The sequence below is a fragment of the Moorena sp. SIO3I6 genome (assembly GCF_010672095.1).
In genome coordinates this window covers 1-1,159 of the sequence record NZ_JAAHHU010001570.1, presented here as the reverse complement: position 1 = coordinate 1,159, position 1,159 = coordinate 1, and the positions used below count along the sequence as shown (strand labels likewise).

Here is a 1,159-nt window from a genome sequence, read left to right as displayed (position 1 = left end):
GTTGGCACTTACTGTCTAGGATACCGATCAGAAACTACTGATCGGATTAATCCTTTCCAAACACTGTTACGAAATCCTCTTTCATACTGATAACTGTCCAACCACGAGCGTCGGCCTCCCGAAGAGCATTCTCCGCACCTATATCATATACATATTCGCGGGGATCATCGTGGTGAACCAACATCATCAAAGCTGGCCCCTCCTGCTCGTCAGTGTATTGAAGCATTTCTAAATCACCATCGGAATTACCAATGGTCATAATTGGTTTTTTACCAATGTAGCGGTCAATGTCCACTACTTTACCTTCGTTTTTATTAATCGGTTTGACCAGTATTGGTGTCTTAACCAAAACATGAGAGCCATCGTCTTTAGTAATAAACTTGGTTTGGACGGTCGTACCAATAATATTTTCAGGGGGAACACCGTAAGCATCTTCAGCATAGGAGCGAATGAAATCAAGTCCCGCCCCAGAACAAATATAGACCTTGAAATCATTACTCCTGAGATAATTGACCAGTTCAACTATGGGCTGGTAAGTAACCTTTATGTATGGAATCCCAAAGTCTGGATGCTTGGAATTATCCAGAAATAACCTCGCTTTCTGTTTATAGTCTTCCGGTGTTAATCCCTGGAGTTTGAGGTCTTCAAAAATGGCATTCCTTTTATTTGAAAAGGCATTCCCTAGCATATCTTTGATAAATAACCCGTAAATATTTTTGGGTTTTTCAGTCCACAGGGTTCCATCATTATCAAAGACCGCGATGCGTCCGCTAGGACGAACGTAGTTATCACTGTTGGGATTGGTAACCTCTTGCACAAAGTCAAAAATCGTTTGCTTAGCCGCACCCTGATTCCAAGAGACTAAGGGGTCATAGTCGGCAGCAGCAGAGGGACATCCAAAAAAACCTCCTAGGCAAAACACTGATAATAGAATCGATAGGAAAACTAAGAACGTTCTTTTTTTCATGATTAAGGCTTTTCGGGTTTAATTGCTGATCCGCTTCAAGGCAAACAAGGCTATTTTTACCGACCAAACCAATCTTGTCAATATAGCGCTACGCGCAAGGGCTTTAGGCATGTATGCTAGAGGCAAAAGTTGACGTGCATTAGCGCACCGAGGAAGTAGGTTTTTACATTTATAGTCAAAGGGAGAGTGTAG

General features: G+C 42.1%; 1 protein-coding gene. It reads right to left on the bottom strand.

Translation table 11 applies throughout. The annotated features are described in order from the left end of the window. Nucleotides 1–46: 46 nt before the first annotated feature. The gene (locus F6K49_RS51295; RefSeq protein ID WP_293110630.1) at nucleotides 47–967 is read right to left on the bottom strand and encodes a haloacid dehalogenase-like hydrolase; all 921 of its coding nucleotides are present in this window, start codon (nucleotides 965–967) and stop codon (nucleotides 47–49) included. Nucleotides 968–1,159: the final 192 nt, after the last annotated feature.